Source organism: Microbacterium sp. C7(2022), from assembly GCF_028823665.1.
Taxonomy (GTDB): domain Bacteria; phylum Actinomycetota; class Actinomycetes; order Actinomycetales; family Microbacteriaceae; genus Microbacterium.
The window spans coordinates 83,927-102,041 of record NZ_JAPEHV010000005.1; the positions used below are offsets into that span (position 1 = coordinate 83,927).

At 65.9% G+C, this 18,115-nt stretch carries 16 protein-coding genes; 13 read left to right on the forward strand and 3 right to left on the reverse strand.

Annotation, left to right across the window (positions count from 1 at the left end; all coding sequences use genetic code 11):
* Positions 1–56 precede the first annotated feature (56 nt).
* The 3 genes from ON062_RS08725 to ON062_RS08735 are packed head-to-tail and all read left to right on the forward strand — an operon-like array spanning position 57 to position 3,068.
* Entirely contained in the window at positions 57–992 is a 936-nt protein-coding gene (locus tag ON062_RS08725) for an ROK family glucokinase (RefSeq protein WP_274646751.1), read from the forward strand.
* 3 nt (positions 993–995) lie between these two features.
* Positions 996–1,688 carry a 1-acyl-sn-glycerol-3-phosphate acyltransferase gene (locus tag ON062_RS08730; protein WP_274646752.1) on the forward strand — a complete coding sequence of 231 codons (693 nt, stop codon included), beginning with the start codon at positions 996–998 and terminating at the stop codon, positions 1,686–1,688.
* Between the two features lie 42 nt (positions 1,689–1,730).
* The gene (locus ON062_RS08735) at positions 1,731–3,068 is read left to right on the forward strand and encodes a class II 3-deoxy-7-phosphoheptulonate synthase (RefSeq protein ID WP_274646753.1); all 1,338 of its coding nucleotides are present in this window, start codon (positions 1,731–1,733) and stop codon (positions 3,066–3,068) included.
* Between the two features lie 80 nt (positions 3,069–3,148).
* Here ON062_RS08735 and pknB read toward each other — a convergent pair whose 3' ends face one another.
* A complete protein-coding gene (gene pknB / locus ON062_RS08740; RefSeq protein ID WP_274646754.1) occupies positions 3,149–5,098 on the reverse strand; it encodes a Stk1 family PASTA domain-containing Ser/Thr kinase in 1,950 nt (649 codons plus the stop codon).
* Between the two features lie 129 nt (positions 5,099–5,227).
* The gene (locus ON062_RS08745; protein ID WP_274646755.1) at positions 5,228–6,706 is read right to left on the reverse strand and encodes a LysM peptidoglycan-binding domain-containing protein; all 1,479 of its coding nucleotides are present in this window, start codon (positions 6,704–6,706) and stop codon (positions 5,228–5,230) included.
* 167 nt (positions 6,707–6,873) lie between these two features.
* Between ON062_RS08745 and ON062_RS08750 the strand changes: the two genes are divergently transcribed.
* Positions 6,874–7,224: an Rv2175c family DNA-binding protein gene (locus tag ON062_RS08750; RefSeq protein ID WP_274646756.1), complete on the forward strand. Its 351-nt coding sequence runs from the start codon at positions 6,874–6,876 to the stop codon at positions 7,222–7,224.
* A 7-nt stretch (positions 7,225–7,231) separates the two neighbouring features.
* Here ON062_RS08750 and ON062_RS08755 read toward each other — a convergent pair whose 3' ends face one another.
* Positions 7,232–8,320 carry a polyprenyl synthetase family protein gene (locus ON062_RS08755; protein ID WP_274646757.1) on the reverse strand — a complete coding sequence of 363 codons (1,089 nt, stop codon included), beginning with the start codon at positions 8,318–8,320 and terminating at the stop codon, positions 7,232–7,234.
* Positions 8,321–8,384: 64 nt separating this feature from the next.
* Here ON062_RS08755 and ON062_RS08760 point away from each other — a divergent pair, with 64 nt between their 5' ends.
* The 9 genes from ON062_RS08760 to ftsW all read left to right on the forward strand — a co-directional run bounded on the left by ON062_RS08760 (position 8,385) and on the right by ftsW (position 18,110).
* Positions 8,385–8,759: a DUF3040 domain-containing protein gene (locus tag ON062_RS08760; RefSeq protein ID WP_274646758.1), complete on the forward strand. Its 375-nt coding sequence runs from the start codon at positions 8,385–8,387 to the stop codon at positions 8,757–8,759.
* 181 nt (positions 8,760–8,940) lie between these two features.
* Positions 8,941–9,372, forward strand: a complete 432-nt coding sequence (mraZ, locus tag ON062_RS08765) for a division/cell wall cluster transcriptional repressor MraZ (protein WP_274646759.1) — start codon at positions 8,941–8,943, stop codon at positions 9,370–9,372.
* A gap of 102 nt (positions 9,373–9,474) precedes the next feature.
* Positions 9,475–10,428 carry a 16S rRNA (cytosine(1402)-N(4))-methyltransferase RsmH gene (gene rsmH / locus ON062_RS08770; protein ID WP_274646760.1) on the forward strand — a complete coding sequence of 318 codons (954 nt, stop codon included), beginning with the start codon at positions 9,475–9,477 and terminating at the stop codon, positions 10,426–10,428.
* Positions 10,425–11,021: a hypothetical protein gene (locus ON062_RS08775; protein ID WP_274646761.1), complete on the forward strand. Its 597-nt coding sequence runs from the start codon at positions 10,425–10,427 to the stop codon at positions 11,019–11,021. Before rsmH ends, ON062_RS08775 begins: the two co-directional genes overlap by 4 nt.
* Before the next feature lie 4 nt (positions 11,022–11,025).
* Positions 11,026–12,807, forward strand: a complete 1,782-nt coding sequence (locus ON062_RS08780; protein ID WP_274646762.1) for a penicillin-binding protein 2 — start codon at positions 11,026–11,028, stop codon at positions 12,805–12,807.
* A 24-nt stretch (positions 12,808–12,831) separates the two neighbouring features.
* Positions 12,832–14,244, forward strand: a complete 1,413-nt coding sequence (gene murF, locus ON062_RS08785; protein ID WP_274646763.1) for a UDP-N-acetylmuramoyl-tripeptide--D-alanyl-D-alanine ligase — start codon at positions 12,832–12,834, stop codon at positions 14,242–14,244.
* Entirely contained in the window at positions 14,241–15,353 is a 1,113-nt protein-coding gene (gene mraY / locus ON062_RS08790; protein ID WP_274646764.1) for a phospho-N-acetylmuramoyl-pentapeptide-transferase, read from the forward strand. Before murF ends, mraY begins: the two co-directional genes overlap by 4 nt.
* The gene (gene murD / locus ON062_RS08795; protein ID WP_274646765.1) at positions 15,350–16,897 is read left to right on the forward strand and encodes a UDP-N-acetylmuramoyl-L-alanine--D-glutamate ligase; all 1,548 of its coding nucleotides are present in this window, start codon (positions 15,350–15,352) and stop codon (positions 16,895–16,897) included. The genes mraY and murD overlap by 4 nt, the downstream gene beginning before the upstream one ends.
* Complete coding sequence (gene ftsW, locus ON062_RS08800; RefSeq protein ID WP_274646766.1) at positions 16,854–18,110, forward strand: putative lipid II flippase FtsW; 1,257 nt, start codon at positions 16,854–16,856, stop codon at positions 18,108–18,110. Before murD ends, ftsW begins: the two co-directional genes overlap by 44 nt.
* Positions 18,111–18,115: the final 5 nt, after the last annotated feature.

Here is an 18,115-nt window from a genome sequence, read left to right on the forward strand (position 1 = left end):
GCGGCTGGATAGACTGCAAGACGCTGTTGCAGATGCGATGGCCGGAGAGGAGCGCGGTGCTAAAGGTCGGAATCGACATCGGCGGAACGAAGATCGCCGGTGGAGTGGTGGACCCGGATGGGCGAATCGTCGAGAAGCTTCGCGTCGACACCCCCGCCGATACGTCGGCTCTGGCCGACGCCGTCGCAGACATGGCGCGCCACTTCAGCGCCGCGCACGACATCCACGCGGTGGGAGTGGCCGCGGCCGGCTTCATCGACCGCGCGCGGGCCACCGTGATTCACGCGCCGAACATCGCCTGGCGCAACGAACCCCTCAAGGCCAATCTCGAAGCGCGTCTCGACATGCCCGTCTTCATCGAGAACGACGCGAACGCCGCAGGCTGGGCGGAGTTCCGGTTCGGGGCCGGTCGCGGGGTCGACACGATGGTGATGCTCACGATGGGCACCGGCGTCGGCGGCGCGATCGTGCTCGACGGCAAGCTCTTCCGCGGCGGACACGGCATCGGTGCCGAGCTCGGTCACACGCGATTCATGCGCGACGGCCTGCGTTGCGGGTGCGGGCAGAACGGATGCCTCGAGCAGTATGCGTCGGGTCGTGCCCTTCAGCGCGAGGCCCTCGCCCTGGCCGATGACCCCGAGATCGGGCAGGGGCTCGCGGCCGTGCGTGACGAACAGAGCAGGATCCCGGGCCCCGCGATTTCGCGACTGGTGCTGGCGGGCGACCCCGGTGCGACCGAAGCGCTGCGCCGCGTCGCTACTGCGCTCGGAGAAGCGTGCGGCGGCTTCCAAGCGGTGCTCGACCCCGAGCTGTTCGTGATCGGCGGGGGAGTCGCGCAGCTGGGGAATGACCTCCTCGCTCCCGTGCGGCTGGCGTATGAGACCTCTCTGCCGGGCTACGGTGACCGCCCAGTGGCGGAGTTCGCCATCGCTCAGCTCGTCAACGACGCGGGGCTCATCGGTGCTGCAGATCTGGCCGGGACCGAGGGCTGATCCATGTTCTATTGGCTGATGAAGTACGTGGTGATCGGGCCGATCGTCAAGGCGATCTTCCGACCATGGATCGTCGGCCGACGTAACGTTCCGTCTTCGGGCGGTGCGATCCTCGCGAGCAATCACCTCTCCTTCGGCGACTCGATCATTCTGCCGTTGATGATTGACCGGCCGATGGCGTTCCTCGCCAAGAGCGACTACTTCACGGGCAAAGGCCTGCGGGGCTGGGCCACGCGCGTGTTCTTCAAAGCGACGGGGCAACTGCCGATCGATCGGTCGGGCGGGAAGGCGAGCGAAGCATCCCTCAACACCGGTCTGCAGGTGCTCGGGCGTGGCGAACTTCTCGGGATCTACCCCGAGGGGACGCGCAGCCCTGACGGCAAGCTGTACCGAGGACGCACGGGCATCGCGCGAATGGCGCTGGTCGCCCGCGTACCCGTCGTGCCGGTCGTGATGGTCGATACCGACGTCATGTGGCCGATCGGTCAACGACTGCCGAACGTGATGCGCGTGGGCGTGGTCATCGGCGAGCCGCTGGACTTCTCCCGGTTCTACGGCATGGAGAGCGACCGCTACATCCTGCGCTCGATCACCGACGAGATCATGATCGCGCTGCAGCGCCTCGGCGAGCAGGAGTACGAGGACGTATACGCCTCGACCGTGAAGGACCGCCTCGCCCCCGCTCGCCGCGGCTGACACACGGTCTGGGAGAGCTCGGCTCGCCACTAGACTGAAGGGATGCCACAGCAGCACGACGCACTCGACCACTGGCGGACCTTGCCCATCAAGCAGCAGCCGCAGTGGTATGACCTCGATGCGGTGGCCGCGGCATCCGACGAGCTTTCGACTCTTCCTCCCCTCGTGTTCGCGGGCGAGGTCGATCTGCTCCGTGACCGTCTGGCCCGCGCGGCCTCCGGCAAGGCGTTCCTCTTGCAGGGCGGCGACTGCGCTGAGACGTTCGCCGGCGCGACCGCCGAGCAGATCCGCAACCGCATCAAGACCGTTCTCCAGATGGCGGTCGTCCTCACGTACGGTGCGTCGATGCCCGTTGTGAAGATGGGGCGTATGGCCGGGCAATTCGCCAAGCCGCGCTCGAGCGACACCGAGACGCGCGGTGACGTCACCCTGCCGGCGTACCGCGGCGACATCGTCAACGGCTACGACTTCACGGCCGCCTCGCGTCAGGCTGACCCGCAGCGACTGCTGAAGGGTTACCACACCGCCGCGTCGACCATCAACCTGATCCGGGCCTTCACGCAGGGTGGGTTCGCCGACCTGCGCGAGGTCCACTCGTGGAACAAGGGCTTCGCCCAAAACCCCGCGAACCAGCAGTACGAGCGTCTCGCGAACGAGATCGATCGCGCCATCAAGTTCATGGAGGCCGCGGGAGCCGACTTCGACGAACTGCGCCGGGTTGAGTTCTACACCGGTCACGAGGGTCTGCTCATGGACTACGAGCGCCCGATGACCCGAATCGACTCGCGCACGAGCACGCCGTACAACACGTCTGCTCACTTCCTGTGGATCGGCGAGCGGACGCGTGACCTCGACGGTGCACACGTCGACTACTTCTCGAAGATCCGCAACCCCATCGGGGTCAAGCTCGGCCCGACGACGTCGCCCGAGACCGCACTCGCCCTCATCGACAAGCTCGACCCCGAGCGCGAGCCCGGCCGTCTCACCTTCATCACGCGCATGGGCGCCGGAAAGATCCGCGACGCCCTGCCGCCGCTGCTCGAGGCTGTCAAAGACTCGGGCGCCACGCCGCTGTGGGTCACCGACCCCATGCACGGCAACGGCATCACGACGCCCACCGGGTACAAGACGCGTCGCTTCGACGACGTCATCGACGAGGTGCGCGGGTTCTTCGAAGCGCACCGCACGGTGGGCACGTTCCCCGGCGGCATCCACGTCGAGCTGACCGGTGACGACGTCACCGAGTGCCTCGGCGGCTCGGAGCACATCGACGAGGCGACGCTTGCAACACGCTACGAGTCGCTCTGCGACCCGCGACTGAACCACATGCAGTCGCTCGAGTTGGCGTTCCTGGTCGCCGAGGAGCTCGAGAAGCTCTGACCCACGTCGGCCGCGGTGTCCGACCTATGCGCTGCGGTGAGCAAGCCGCGCCAGGCGCGATACTGGACCGATTGATCGAGCTATGGGCCCGCCGTGAGAGTGATGGTCGTTGACGGGTTGACGAACTCACCCGCTGCTGGATTCATGCCGCGCACGCGGTACACGTCCCAAGCTTTGAAACCCAGCAGCAACTCGGAGTCATCGATTGTCGGGTCGACCGAGAATCCTTGACTCTCGAGTTCATTCACCGCATCGCGGATTGTCCATCCGTTCACGTCAGGAACTTCGACCGGTCGCGGGCCTTGCGAAACCGTGAGCGACGTTTCATCGCCGGGGCGCCACCAGCCGCCATCTTCACGATCGCTCATGCTGATGACTGCGCCATCCGCGACGCTGTCCGAGTATTCCTCGGCTTGATTCGTTACCGAGATGTCGTAGTCAGCGAGCGTGCCCACAGCCTGATCGGCCGGCATGCCCACCACCGACGGGAGCGTCCCCAGCGAAACCCACAGGGTCGCGGTATCGCCTTGGTGGGCCGAGCACCCTTCTCCGCATTTGATGTCGTCCGATCCGTCACTCGGGTGGATCAGCACACCCACCACGGTGTCGGGAGCGGCATCCGTATAGAAATCGCTTTGATCGGTGACCGCGATCTCTTCGGATGCCAGAACGATCGTGGCTTCGTCCTTCGGTGTCCCGATGAAGGCGTCGAACGATGCTTCTGCCGGTCCGAGTGAGACGTATACATCGACGGACGAGTCCTGGTCGACGCGCGTGCCCGGGGCGGGGTCGGTGCGAATGACCACGCCGGCCTCGACGTCGAGACTGTTCTCGTCCTTTTGCACCGCGGTCAGAGTGTCTTGCGCCAGCCGTGCTTTGGCATCGGCGAACGACAGGTCGTGCACATCGGCAACCTGAACCATCGAGCCCGGGCCGGTGCCGAAGAACCAGCCAGCCCCCGCGGCCAGGCCAGCGAGCAGGAGCACAAGGATCACCAGCCACGCCCCTTTGCGTCGCCGGCGTCGCGCGGCGTTCCGCAGGCGCGACGCGTTGTCGCTGGTGTCGACCGTGGCGGTGGGGAGGGTGTGATCTTCGGGCAGCACCGCGGTGAGGTCGCCCGATGCGATGCCGTCGTCGCTCGTGGCGTAGGTCACCGCAGCGGCGCGAGCGACCACGGGGGAGATGCCGAGCTCACGCTCGATCTCGCGCAGTCGGTCGAGCATTTCCGCGGCATCGGCCGGTCGGTCGTCGGGGTTGCGCTCGGTTGCCCAGAGAACGAGCTCGTCGAGCTGTTCCGGCACACCCGGGTTCTTCACGCTCGGCCGGGGAACCGAGTCGGTCGCGTGTTGGAAAGCGATCTGCATCGGCTGTTCGCCCTTGTACGGCTGCTCGCCCGTGAGCATCTCGAAGAGCATGATGCCGAGCGCATAGATGTCGCTGCGGGCATCTGCCGATCCGCGTGTCACAAGTTCTGGGGCGAGATAGGCAATCGTGCCCAGCAGTTGCGCGCCGGTTGCGGTGTTCGCCGTCGTCGCGCGCGCGAGTCCGAAGTCGCCGATCTTGATGCGGCCGTCCTCGGCAAGCAGAACGTTCTCGGGCTTCACGTCGCGGTGAACAATACCGGCGCGGTGCGCGGCCGACAGTCCCGACAGAATCGCATCCATGATCGACACGGCCTGCGTCAGCGTCAGTCTCTTCTGTTCGCGCAGCAGTTCGCGCAGAGTGATGCCCGGAAGATACTCCATCACCAGGTAGGCCATCTCGCCGTCCTGGCCCTGGTCGAACACGTTGACAACGTGCGGGTCAGCCAGTCGTGCGGCGGCCCGAGCCTCTTGAATGAAGCGGCTCTGGAACACCGTGTCATCGCTCAAGTGCGAGTGCATGACCTTGAGGGCCACGCGCCGCTCCAGCCGCAGGTCGGTGGCGACGTACACCGTCGCCATCCCACCGCGAGCGATGCGCGCGCGCACCCGGTACCGACCGTCAACCAGACGGCCGATCAGCGGGTCCGTCTGCTGACTCGTGTTCACCCTGAGAGTCTACGGACGCGGGGCTGTGACTCCGCGGAGCGGCTCACCGCACGAGCGCGATTCCGTGCGGTTGCGCACGCGATTGCGAGTCACCGAGTGCGGCGATCGTGTCAGGTGCAGCCCTCGACGTCAGCCGAGCGCGGCCAACCACTCATACGAGGCTTTCTCCCACTGTGCGTAGCGGTCGGGGTATGCCGAGATCTGTACGGCTTGCGCTGCCTGGGTGTACGACATCTTCTCCCAGCCAGGGATGTCGAGGAGGCCGCGCGTGGCATACCCGTTGGGATCGCTGGGGCCGCCGTAGAAGGTCTTGATCGAGCGCACGCGATCGCGAACCTGGTCTGCCGTGCCCCAACCGGTGCTCGGACGCTGTTGGAACAGGCCGAGGGAGTCGCGGTCGCCCCAGTCGAGGTTGCGAATCCAGGATTCCTGCATGGCGGTGCCCAGCGCGATGGCGATGCCGCGCTCGGGCACACCGAGCTCACGCCCGACCTGAATGATCAGGCGCGCGTTCTCGCGTTGCTCGGCGTCCAGCGTGATCGTCGGTGAGGACGACGTGTTCGATGCGGGGACGGATGCCGTAACCCCTGTCCCCGGGATGGTGATCTTCTGCCCGGGGTAGATGATCGACGATGATTTGAGCCCGTTCGCGCTCAGCAAGGCGCTCGTGCTCACCCCGTGACGCGACGCGATCGCGCTGATCGTGTCGCCCGCCTTGATCGTGTAGGAGCCGGACGTTGAGGTCGACGGCTTCGAGGTCGACGGCTTCGAGGTCGACGTGCTCGCGGAACTGGATGACGAAGCCTTCGCCCCGGGGATGGTGATCTTCTGCCCGGGGTAGATGGTGGTCGATGCCTTGAGGCCGTTCGCGCTCAGCACGGCGCTGGTGCTGACCTTGTGTCGGGAAGCGATGGCGCTGATCGTGTCGCCGCGCTTGATGGTGTAGGTCCCGCCGGACGAGCTCGACGACGAAGTGGACGGCTTTGTGGTCGTCTTCGAGGCCGACGTGCTCGACGAGCTGGATGTCGTGCTCTTCGCGCCGGGAATCGTGATCTTCTGCCCGGGGTAGATGATCGACGACGATTTCAGACCGTTCGCGCTCAGCACCGCGCTGGTGCTGACCTTGTGACGTGCGGCGATGGCGCTGATTGTGTCGCCGCGCTTAATCGTGTAGCTCGTCGCACTCGTCTTGGGTGTACTTGTGGTGGTCTTCGCCGGAGTGGAGCTGCTGCCGCCAGATGTCAGAGTGAGCACCTGCCCGGGGTAGATGACCGACTTCCACGACAGATTGTTGAGCGCGAGCACGTCGGCGGTCCGCAGTCCGTGTCGACCGGCGATCGCGCTGACGGTGTCCCCCCGCTTCACCGTGTAGGTCTTCGGGGTTGACGCAGTGGAGACAACGCCCAACGCCGTGGTCTGCGGTGCCGACGCGGCAACCTGCGCGGCGGCGGTCGTCGTGACGGCCGGAATGGCCGTCACGGGCATCGCGCGCAACGCGCGATCCTCGCTCAGTCGCTGCGTGTTCACCCGGTCATCGGCATGCGCAGGACTGCTGCTCAGCGCGAGCGCGATCGCGCCGACGACTGCGGCTGGCACCCCCACGGTCATGGTCTTCGTTGTGCCCCCACGGTGGGTGCGGTGATCGAGTCGCAAGAGACTTCCCCCCTCTAAGGACTCCAAAGACCGTGTCACGGATGTGAATTGGTGTCAACTGGTGCTAGGCATGTTGCTTTTGTGACTGATGTGACCTCGCCAGATAGTGCGATAGTGGAGAGGTGACTGCTGATGCATCTTCGCGTGTCGAAACGGAATGGCTGACCCTGCCGGAACTGGTGGAACTCACCGGCGAATCGCTGGGGCGGGTCAAGCGCCTGATCGACGAGTCCTATCTGATCGGCACGCGTCGTGACGGCGTGTTCGTCGTGCCGTCGGTGTTCTTGATCGACGGCTCACCGATTGCGTCGTTGCACGGCACGATCATCGTGCTGCACGACGCGGGCTTCTCCGACGATGAGGCGATCGACTGGCTGCTTGACCCCGACGATCAGATCGGCGTCGCGCCGATTCACGCTCTGGCCGCGGGGCGCAAGAGCGAAGTGCGCCGCGTGGCGCGCACGCTCGCGTGATCGCTCCTTAAGTCGAACGCACCGCGGCAGCGTGCGCGAGCGCGCGGAGTTCAGCCAGCGCGGCCTGCCCGACACGGGCATCCTTCAACGCGCGCTCGGCTTCTTCGACGTAAGCGGTGATGAGCGACTCGACCCGATCAAGAGCGCCACTGTCGATGATCTGCGCCTGGAGCTCGACGATGCGCGCTTCCGAGAGTGTGGCATCGCCGAGCATCGTGTCGAACACGGCTTTGTCGCTATCCGAGAGATTCTCGCGTGTGTACGCGATGAGCACGGTGCGCTTGCCCTCGCGGAGATCGTCGCCCGAGGGCTTGCCAGTCGCCTTCTCGTCGCCGAACACTCCCAGCACGTCGTCGCGCAACTGAAATGCCATGCCCAGCGGGTGGCCGAACGCGCGCAACACGTCGAGCTGCTCCGCGTCGCCGCCGGCGAGAGCTGCGCCGATGACTAGCGGTTGCTGGATGCTGTATCGCGCGGACTTCAGTGATGCCACGCGCAGCGCGCGCTCGGCATGGGTGTCATCGGCGGACTGTCGGTAGACCGACTCTTCGGCGATGTCGAGGAACTGGCCGATCGTCACCTCGCGGCGCATGAGGGCGTACTCGGCGCGCGTTGTGCGGGCGGCGGCATCCGGGGTCGTAATCAGTGCTTCTTCGAAGAGGTCATCGCTCCAGGCGACGAGCAGGTCACCCAGCAGGATGGCGCTCGACCGACCGAACGCATCGGCGTCCCCCGACCATGCGCTCTCGCGGTGCTGAGCCTCGAGCGCGCGGTGGGCGGCGGGCCTGCCGCGGCGTGTGTCGGAGTTGTCGATCAGGTCGTCGTGAACGAGCGCGGCAGCATGGAAGATCTCGAGGGATGCCGCCACCGCCGCGACGGGATCATCGGCGGCCAGCGCTTCGTCGCCGCGCACCGCATGCCAGCCGGCAACGGCGAAGCGCCCGCGCAGGCGCTTTCCGCCCGAGACCGCTCGCGCTCCAGCGGCAACGAGAAGGCTCGCTTCTTCGCCGAAACCGGCGATCTGAGCGTGCTGAGCGGACAAGAAGCTTTCCAGTCGCTGGGAAATCGCTTCAATCGGGGCAGGTGAGCCGTTCACAGGCCTAGCCTAGTGATCGACCCGACGCGTAGAATCGACGCACCAAGCCAACAGAGGGGGACGCATGCCACTCTCCGAACAGGAGCAGCGTCTGCTTGATGAGATGGAACGCCATCTCATGCGCAACGACGCAGACGTCGTCAGCGCGCCGCAGGACGGCCGCACGCTCAGCTATCGAAATGTCGTGTACGGCACGATCCTGGTCCTGCTGGGACTCGGCGGACTCATCGTCGGCGTCTCGATTCCACTCGTCGTCGTCGGCGTCATCGGATTCGTCGTCATGCTCGGCGGCGTGATCCTCGCCGTCACCCCCACCAAAGGCTCGGGAACGATTCGCCCCGAGGATGCGGCGCCCAAGCAGCCGCGGGCTGCGGCGCCTTCGGCATCCTTCATGGACCGCATGAACGATCGATGGGACAAGCGGCAAGAAGACCGCTGACCCCTCGGGCGTTCGCCCCTCTCTTTCAAAAGCACCGACCTTCGGGTCGGTGCTTTTTTGTGTTTTCGGCGTGGTTTGGGGCATCGGGGAGGCGCGAACCAGAATTAACCCACGAAGTGGAGGAAAGTGGAGTAAAGTGGCGAACACCCGGGGGGGCCGGTGGAAGGGGGTGGTGTATCCGATGCTTTTGGGCACGCATACTCCCAAGCTCGACGACAAGGGTCGAGTCATCCTCCCGGCGAAGTTTCGTGACGATCTCGGGGGTGGTGTTGTGGTCACGCGTGGCCAAGATCGCTGCCTCTACGTCTTCAGCACCCAAGAATTCGAGCGCGTCCACGAGCGCATTCGCGAAGCCCCCCTCGCGAACAAACAAGCCCGTGACTTTCTCCGCATGTTTCTCTCGGGGGCCAGTGCCGAAAAGCCCGACAGTCAGAACCGCATCACCATTCCGCCCGCGCTGCGGTCGTACGCCGGTCTCGAGCGCGAGCTCGTCGTCACCGGCGTGGGCGCCCACGCCGAAATCTGGAACGCCGACGCCTGGAACGCGTACGCCGAAAGCAACGAAGACAGCTACGCCGAACTGGAACAGGAGGTGATCCCGGGCCTGTTCTAAACCGACGGTTGCGACTCCCAGCCGCTCCCGCCCTGACGCACTTCCCCGGCGCCAGGTCAGAGCGGATGGGGATCAGAGCCCTCGGCCCCGGCCCCGCACATCATGAGCCTCCGCGACATTCACACTCCGGTTCTGCTCGATCGCTGCGTCGAGCTTCTCGCCCCCGCTCTCACGCGGCCGGGTGCGGTGTTCGTCGATGCCACGCTGGGCATGGGCGGTCACTCAGAGGCCTTCCTCGAGCGCTTCGACAACATTCGGCTGGTGGGTCTGGACCGCGACCACGACGCCCTTCGCATCGCGGGGGAGCGGCTGGCACGGTTCGGCGATCGCGTCACGCTGGTTCACACGGTGTACGACGGCATCGCGGATGCCCTCGTACAGGCGGGCGTGAAGCAGGCCGATGGCATCCTGTTCGACCTCGGTGTGTCGTCCCTTCAGCTGGATGTCGCGGACCGAGGCTTCGCGTACTCGCAAGATGCGCCGCTGGATATGCGGATGGATCAGTCGGCCGGCACGACAGCGGCGGACATCGTCGCGAGCTACGGCGAAGGCGACCTCCGTCGCATCTTCGAGCGATACGGCGAGGAGAAGCTCGCGGGGCGGTACGCGCGGGCGATCATCGCGGCTCGTGCCGAGGCGCCCATCGAGCGTTCCGGCCAGCTGGTCGACATCCTTATTGCCGCGACCCCGTACGCCGCACAGCGCAGTGGGCACCCCGCCAAGCGGGTGTTCCAGGCTCTGCGCATCGAGGTGAACCGCGAACTTTCCGTCCTTGAGCGAGCGATCCCGGCAGCGTTGGCGACGCTTCCCGTGCAGGGACGCATCGTTGTGTTGTCCTATCAGTCGCTCGAAGATCGCTTGGTGAAGCGCGAGTTCGCTCAGGCTTCGGCATCCACCGCACCGGCTGGTCTTCCCGTCGAGTTGCCCGAACACGCACCGAAGTTCCGGTTGCTGGTCAAGGGTGCAGAGCTCGCACCTGAAGATGAACGAGCAGTCAACCCGCGCGCCACACCCGTGCGGCTTCGCGCGGCAGAACGCCTGCGGAGCGACTCATGACGATGACCAACGGAGCACTCGCCACGGCGCCCGCACGCGCGCCGCGGATTGATCCGGCCCCGGCACCTCGGCGCGGGCTGAGGGCAGTCGAGGCACCCGCACGCCGTCGCCGGCCGAAGCTTCTGTACGGCGTCGTCGCCGTGCTCTGCGCCTTCGTGATCGGCGGCGCGCAGATGGTCCTGTCGATCATGACCACGCAATCGACGTACGAGATCGAGCGTCTCTCGAGCGAACAGCGCGATCTGCAGTACGACCGGCAGATCCTTTACGACGAGGTCGCCGGTCTCGGCTCGCCGCAGTACCTCGCAGCGAATGCGGCGGCGCTCGGCATGGTGATCGAAGAGTCGCCCAGCTACCTGCGACTGAGCGACGGCGCCGTGCTGGGCGCGGAGGAATCCGCCGTGGGATCGTCCTCGATCGATGCCATCGGACGAGGAGTCGTGCCCAACGCCCTCGTCGAGGACACACCCTTGGTGACGTCTCCCGATGCGACCATCGCCGGCGAGCCCGCCTCGACCGAAGTCACCGGAACCGGAGTCGGCAACACTCCGGTGCCGATCACCGACGGTTTACCGACTCCGAGCACACACTGAGCACATGACCACGAAGGCAACCCGTAGTCCCCGTCGGCGCACCGTCGTCGCTCTCGCCGTGGTCCTGGCGATCCTGGTGGGATTCGTCATTCGACTCGTCGACATCCAGGTCGTGAATGCTGACGACCACGTGGCGGACTCGATGGATCGCGCGTTCGGCACCAGCCAGCCGCTCTACGGCACGCGCGGCACCATCATCGATTCCGAAGGTCAGACCCTCGCAGGCAGCATCTTCCTGTACGACTGCCAGCTCGATCCGCTGCTGATCACGCAGATCGACGCCGACATCGCTGCGGGAGAGTCCGAGCGACGGCCCTGGCAAGAGGTGTCCGTGGATGCCGCCGCCATCGTCGACATGTCGGTGGACGATGTGCGCGCCATCGTCGGTGACGCGTTGGCCGAGAACCCGGAGACCCGCTTCGCGTACCTCAAGAGGAGCGTCTCGACCGAGGAATACCGTGAGCTGGCGGACCTCGGCATGCCGTACATCGCGTGTTTCTCGCACCCCTCGCGCGCCTACCCTGACGGTGCTGTCGGCGGCAATCTCGTCGGTTTCATGGGAACTGAGGGAGCACTCGAAGGCTTGGAGCTCTCGCAGGACAGCTGCCTGGCGGCGACAGACGGCACCCGCACCTACCAAAAGGGCAAGGATGGCGTCGTCATCCCCGGCACCGAACGGCAAGTCCCCGCCACGAACGGCGGCACCCTGCAGTTGACGATCAATCGCGACCTGCAGTGGTACATGCAGCAGTTGATCGGTGAGCAAGTGCAGAACATGCGCGCGCAGAGTGGCGCGATCATGGTGGTCGAAGTCGAGACGGGAAAGATTCGCGCAGCGGCCGAGTACCCGACGGTCGACCCCAACGATCCCGCCGCCTCGGACACCGACGACCGCCGCAGCCGCATCTTCAACGACTGGTTCGAGCCGGGTTCCACGTTCAAGGCGCTCACTGCCGCAACGCTGATCGACGCGGGTGGACAGACACCGACGTCGACCGTCGTGGCATCCGGCCTGGAGACCTTCGACAACGGCGCGCGCGTGCGCGACGCGTTCGCTCATGAGGCGTACGAGTACACACTCGCGGGTGTTCTGATCGACTCGTCGAACGCCGGTATCTCGCGCTTCAGCGAGCGCGTGTCGCCCTCGGTGCGGTACGACTACCTGAAGAAGTTCGGCATCGGTGACGGCAGCGCCGTCGACTTCCCGGGTGAGCAGTCTGGACTCGTCTACCCGTCAGATCAATGGGACAACCAGACGATCTACAACACGTCATACGGTCAGGGTCTTACGACGACGATGCCCGAGCTGGCCGGGGCCTACGACGCGATCGCGAACGACGGTGTGCGTATGCCGCTCTCCCTCGTCGAATCGTGCACACTGGCCGATGGCACCGTGATCACCCCTGAATTGCCCGAGCCCACCCGCGTGATCAGCGAAGAAACCGCCGAACAGACGCAACTCATGCTCGAGAACGTCTTCCTGCAGGCCTCCTACGCCGATCAGGTGAAGATTCCCGGCTACCGCGTGGCGGGGAAGACCGGAACGGGTGAGAAGTCCGACGAGAACGGGCGCTACAAGGTCGGCGCGTACTACACGACGATGATCGGCTTCGCCCCCGCAGACGACCCCGAGTACCTCGTCGTCGTCACCCTGGACGAGCCGCAAAAGGTAAAGTCTTCCTCGGCCAACGCGACCGCGTTCCAAGAGGCGATGACCCAGGTGCTCAAGACCTACCGCGTCATGCCCTCTACCGCGGAGCCGAAGGAACTGCCCAAATTCGGGTGACCTGGCAACTCGGCCGGAGAACACATGATCACACTTTCCCTCGCTCACCTCGCCCACGCCGTCGGCGGCGATCTTCGACTCGCCGGCGCACAGACACCCGACACCGAAGTGTCGGGACTCGTCGATACCGATTCGCGAGAGATCTCCGCGGGCGGCATCTTCGTCGCGAAGCCGGGCGAGGTGACCGACGGGCACGAGTTCGTCGGCGCGGCAGTTGCCGCGGGAGCGGCGGTGGCCATCGTCGAACGCGAGGTCGAAGCATCCATCTCACAAATCGTCGTCGCGGACGCGGTGACGGCGCTCGCGGATCTCGCACGCGTTGTCGTCGCGCAGGTGCGCGCACGGGGTGACCTGCGGATCGCCGGGATCACGGGTTCGAACGGCAAAACGACGACGAAGAATCTGCTTGCCCGCATTCTCGAGCCCGAGGGTGAGACGGTCGCGCCGCGCGCGTCGTTCAACAACGAGGTCGGTGCGCCCCTCACGATGTTGCGCGTGAGCGATGACACCCGGTTCCTCGTGAGCGAGTTCGGTGCGAGCGCGCCTGGCGAAATCGCCCGACTCGCGGGACTCGTGGAACCGGACCTCGGCATCGTGCTGATGGTCGGGATGGCGCACGCCGGAGGATTCGGTGGCATCGAGGCGACGTTCCATGCGAAGTCCGAACTGGTGCGCGCGTTGCGACCCGGCGGGCTCGCCGTGCTCAACGCCGACGACCCGCGGGTCGCGGCCATGGCGCCGATCGCCGCCGAACGTGGCGTGAACGTCCGCTGGTTCGGCCGCAACTCGACCGCTGATGTGCGGGCCGATGATGTTGTGGTGACCGCCGACGGTACGCAGTGCACGGTCGTCATCGGTGAGGAGTCCCGCGCGATGCACCTGCGAGTGCTCGGCGAACACCACGTCATGAACGCGCTCGCGGCCATCGCAGCGGCTACGGCGTGGGGTGTTCCGCTGGACGCGTGCGTCGAGCGACTCGAATCGGTCGACATCGCCGAGCGTTGGCGGATGCAGCCGCTCGGATCGGATCGCGTGCGCATCATCAACGACGCCTACAACGCCAGCCCCGACTCGATGGCGGCGGCTTTGCGCACGCTTGCCCAGATCACCGGGCCGAACGAACGCACGGTGGCCGTGCTCGGCGCCATGAGCGAATTGGGCGAGTACGCCGAGGAAGAGCATGACCGTGTCGGGCTGCTCGCCGTGCGTCTGGGTATCAAGCGCATCGTCGTTGTCGGCGCGCCCGCACGACGCATGTACCTCGAAGCCATCGCGCAGGGGTCGTGGGACGCCGAAGCGGTGTTCTTCGAAACCGCGGATGAAGCATACGACTACCTTCTCGGCGAGCTCCGCGACGGCGATCGCGTGTTGGTGAAGTCGTCGAATTCGGCTGGCCTGCGGTTCTTGGGCGATCGTCTGGGAGAATCCTTCTCGTGAGATCACTTCTAACGGCAGCGGCGATCTCGCTCGCGTTCACCCTGTTCCTCACCCCGGTCTTTCTGCGCTTGTTCCGCAAGTGGGGCTGGGGGCAGGTCATCCGCACTCCCGAGAACATCCACAATCCCAGCCACTCGACCAAGCGCGGCACGCCCACGATGGGTGGCACGATCTTCATCGCCGGCACCATCGTCGGCTACGTCATCGGCGCGTACACCGGCAACAACCCACCGACACTGTCGGGCTGGCTGGTCGTCTGGATGATGGTCGGCTTCGGAGTCGTCGGGTTCATCGATGACTACATGAAGGTGCGTCTGCAGAACAGCCTGGGCCTGTCGGGGTGGCGCAAGATCCTCGGTCAAGTCATCGTCGTGATCCCGTTCGCGGTGGTTGCGCTGAACTACCCGAACGCCTACGGAGCCACAGCCGCGTCGCCATATGTGTCGTTCTTCCGAGATATTCCGGTGCTGTCATTCATGGCGCTGGGGCCCATCATCGGTTGGATCCTCTACCTGGGCTGGATTTCCTTCATCGGCACGGCGTCCTCGAACTCGGTGAACGTCGCCGATGGGCTCGACGGGTTGGCTGCCGGTGCGGGAATCTTCGTGATCGGCGCGTACAGCCTCATCGCGTTCTGGCAGTTCAACCAGGCGTGCTACGGCGGGCGGGTGATCGCCGACGGGGCCGAATCCGCGTGCTACGTCGTGCGTGATCCGTTCGATCTCGCGATCGTTTCTGCGGCGTTCGTCGGGGCGCTCGTCGGGTTCCTGTGGTGGAACGCGCCCAAAGCGCAGGTGTTCATGGGAGACGTGGGCTCGATGGCGATCGGTGGCGTTCTCGCCGCGATGGCGATCCTCACGCGCACTGAACTTCTGATGGTGCTCGTCGCTGGCGTGTTCGTCGTGGCATCCGGTTCGGTGATTCTGCAACGGCTGTACTTCAAAGTCACCGGCGGCAAGCGCCTCTTCCTCATGAGTCCTTTGCATCACCATCTCGAGATGCGCGGGTGGTCCGAAGTCTCGATCGTCGTGCGGATGTGGATTATCGCCGGCATGCTCGCCGTGTCGGGCGTGGGCATCTTCTACGTCGAGTGGCTCTCGCGCGTATGAGCGCCGAACGCCTGGATACGCTCACGAGCTGGCACGCGGACTGGAAGGGTCTCCGTGTGGCGGTGCTCGGACTGTCGGTCACCGGTTTCTCCGTCGCCGACACGCTGACCGAACTCGGCGCGGACGTCCTCGTCGTCACCGAACGCGCCGACGAAGAATACGCGCGGCTGCTGCCCGTGATCGGTGCGCGATTGCACGTGGGGTCGCTCGCGAGTGTGCCCGGCGAGCTGGCCGACTTCGAGGCCGACGTGATCGTCGCATCGCCGGGCTTTTCGCCCGGGCATCCGATCATCGAATGGGCGCGGCAGCGCGGGATCGCTCTCTGGGGCGACATCGAGCTCGCGTGGCGCGTCCGCGACAAGGTCACCCGTGCGGATGGCTCGCCGGCTGATTGGGTGCTGATCACCGGGACGAACGGCAAGACCACCACGACGCGGTTGACAGCGACGATGCTGGTCGCCGGCGGCCTGCGCGCCGCGCCCGTCGGCAACATCGGCACGCCGGTGCTCGACGCCGTACGCGACCCGGGCGGGTTCGACGTGCTCGTCGTCGAGTTGTCGAGCCATCAGCTCTGGTACCTCGGCTTGCAAACGAGCGCCGCGCCGGTCTCGCCGCACGCGGCCGTCTGTCTCAACCTCGCCGACGATCACCTCGAGTGGCACGGAACCTTCGACGCGTACCGCGACGCGAAAGCGCACGTGTACGACAACACGCGAGTGGCATGTGTGTACAACAAGGCGGATGCCGCTACCCGCCGCATGGTCGAAGAGGCCGACGTCGTCGAAGGCGCGCGAGCGATCGGCTTCGATCTCGGCGTTCCCGGGCCGAGCGACGTGGGTATCGTCGACGGGATTCTGGTCGATCGCGCCTTTCTCGAAGATCGCGCCACCAGCGCGCTCGAGCTGACCACGCTCGCCGAACTCGATGCGCAGGGGCTCGCGGCCCCCCACATGGCCGCGAACATTCTGGCCGCCGCGGCGCTCGCGCGCTCGCTGGACGTGGCGCCGGAGCAGATTCGTTCGGCCATCCGCGAGTTTCGCCTCGACCCGCACCGTATCGAAATCGTCGCGCGCGCGGCCGGGGTGACGTGGGTCGACGACTCCAAAGCGACGAACCCTCACGCGGCGGCATCATCGCTGGCCGCGTACCCCGGCGCGGTGTGGATCGTCGGCGGTCTGCTGAAGGGGGTCGACATCTCGGCGCTCGTCGCAGGCTCGGGCGTGCGCGCGAAGGCGGCCATCGTGATCGGCGCTGAACGCGGCGAGGTCGTGGCGGCGTTCGCGCGACACGCGCCGGCGGTGCCGGTGTTCGAGGCCGACACAGCAGAGACTGAACACGTCATGACGCAGGTGGTCGAACTGGCCGCCGGGATTGCACGTGATGGGGACGTCGTGTTGCTCGCCCCCGCCGCGGCATCCTTCGATCAGTTCACCTCGTACGCAGACCGCGGCCGCCGATTCCAAGCAGCCGTCAGAGACAGAGTCGGAACGGGGGCCGGGAATGACGACGACACCTCCGCGCCCACGAACGATCCGACCCGCTGAATCCGTCGCGCCCACTACGGACACACGAGGCCTTGCGGCGCGGGTCTCGCTGGGACGAATCTTTGCGCCGGTGCCGAGCGAGTTCTTCCTGATCGCGTCGACGGCACTCATGCTGACCGTGTTTGGGCTCGTGATGGTGCTGTCGGCGACCTCGGCCATCGCCACGGCCGCGGGCGAGCCACCCTATGAGCAGGTGTGGCGCCAGTTCGTGTTCGCGATGATCGGTGTGCCGCTGATGTTCATCGCCAGCCGCCTGCCGGTGCTGTTCTACAAGCGCATCGCCTGGATCGCGCTGATTCTCGCGACCGTATTGCAGCTTCTCGTCTTCACGCCGCTGGGCGTCTCGAACGACGGAAACCGCAACTGGATCGAGATCGCGGGCTTCCAGGCGCAGCCATCCGAGTTCCTCAAGCTCGCTCTGGCTCTCTGGATCGGGTACGTGCTCTTCCGCAAACGCACGTTGCTGGGGTCCTGGAAGCACGTGTACATCCCGCTCGTGCCGGTGGCGGCCCTCGTGATCGGGACCGTCCTGGCGGGGCACGACCTCGGCACCGCGATGATCCTCGTGCTCGTCGCGCTGGGCGCGCTGTTCTTCTCGGGCGTGCGTCTGCGGGTGTTCATCCTCCCCGCGATCGGGGCCGCGCTGGCCGTTGCTGTGCTGGCCGTGACCAGCCCTGACCGCATGCGTCGCTTCATGAGCTTTCTCAACCCGAACTGTCTCGACGACTACTTCAATGACTGCTACCAGCCGCTGCACGGCGTGTGGGGGCTCGCCAGCGGGGGAGTGTTCGGTGTGGGCCTCGGCAACTCGCGGGAGAAGTACGACTGGCTGCCCGCGGCGGCCAACGACTACATTTTTGCGATCGTCGGTGAAGAGCTCGGGTTGATCGGCTGCGCGGTGGTGCTGGGGCTGTTCGCTCTGTTCGCCGTGGGTGCGTTCCACATCATTCGCAAGACCGATGACCCGTTCGTGCGCATCGTCGCGGGTGGCATCACGGTGTGGATCGTCGGTCAGGCGCTCATCAACATCGGCGTCGTGCTGCGGGTCTTCCCCGTGCTGGGTGTTCCCCTGCCCTTCATGTCGCAGGGCGGCACATCGCTCGTGTCGGTGTTGATCGCCAGTGGCGTGCTCTTGGCATTCGCACGTTCACTCCCGGTGAAGCAGACCGCGCCGGTTCCTGCACCCGCGGGTCGCGCGAAGCCTCGCCGGTAGACTCG